Origin of the sequence: Dyella mobilis (genome assembly GCF_016904945.1) — a bacterium.
In the GTDB taxonomy this organism is placed as follows: Bacteria; Pseudomonadota; Gammaproteobacteria; order Xanthomonadales; family Rhodanobacteraceae; genus Dyella_B; species Dyella_B mobilis.
On the sequence record NZ_JADIKF010000021.1, the window covers coordinates 1 to 1,116 of the forward strand.

General features: G+C 62.7%; 1 protein-coding gene. It reads right to left on the reverse strand.

Annotated features, from left to right (window positions below; all coding sequences use genetic code 11):
* A partial coding sequence (gene tuf, locus ISS99_RS00105; protein WP_204629529.1) for an elongation factor Tu occupies positions 1-1,115 on the reverse strand: 1,115 nt, incomplete at its 3' end.
* Position 1,116 lies beyond the last annotated feature (1 nt).

A 1,116-nucleotide genomic window follows, 5' to 3' on the forward strand; every position in this document is an offset into this window, starting at 1 on the left:
GTCATCGCGATCGGGGCAATCAGCGTCACCGAGATCTTCACGTTGTCGCCCGGCATCACCATTTCAACGCCTTCCGGCAGCTTGATCGCGCCGGTCACGTCGGTGGTGCGGAAGTAGAACTGCGGACGGTAGTTGCTGAAGAACGGGGTGTGACGACCACCTTCTTCCTTCGACAGCACGTAGATCTCGCCTTCGAACTCGGTGTGCGGGGTGATCGAACCCGGCTTGGCCAGCACCTGGCCGCGCTCCACGTCTTCACGCTTCGTGCCGCGCAACAGCAGGCCCACGTTGTCGCCCGCCTGACCCTGATCCAGCAGCTTGCGGAACATTTCAACGCCGGTCACCGTCGTCTTCACCGTCGGCTTCAGGCCCACGATTTCGATTTCGTCACCGACCTTGATGATGCCCGTCTCCACGCGACCGGTCACCACCGTACCGCGGCCGGAGATCGAGAACACGTCTTCCACCGGCATCAGGAATGCCTTGTCCAGCACGCGCACCGGCTCCGGAATGTAGCTGTCCAGCGCGTCCACCAGCTTGATGATCGCCGGCACGCCGATTTCCGACTGGTCGCCTTCCAGCGCCAGCTTGGCCGAACCATGAACGATCGGGGTGTCGTCGCCCGGGAATTCGTACTTGGACAGAAGTTCACGCACTTCCATCTCCACCAGCTCCAGCAGCTCGGCGTCGTCCACCATGTCGGCCTTGTTCAGGAACACGACAATGTACGGCACGCCCACCTGGCGCGACAGCAGGATGTGTTCGCGCGTCTGCGGCATCGGGCCGTCAGCGGCCGAGCACACCAGGATCGCGCCGTCCATCTGCGCCGCACCCGTGATCATGTTCTTCACGTAGTCGGCGTGGCCCGGGCAGTCCACGTGTGCGTAGTGGCGGTTCGGCGATTCGTATTCCACGTGCGCCGTCGAGATCGTGATGCCGCGCGCCTTCTCTTCCGGCGCTGCGTCGATCGCGTCGTACGCCTTGAATTCACCACCAAAACGCTCTGCACCGACCTTCGTCAGCGCCGCCGTCAGCGTCGTCTTGCCGTGATCCACGTGACCAATCGTGCCCACGTTCACGTGCGGCTTGGTGCGTTCGAATTTACCCTTTGCCATG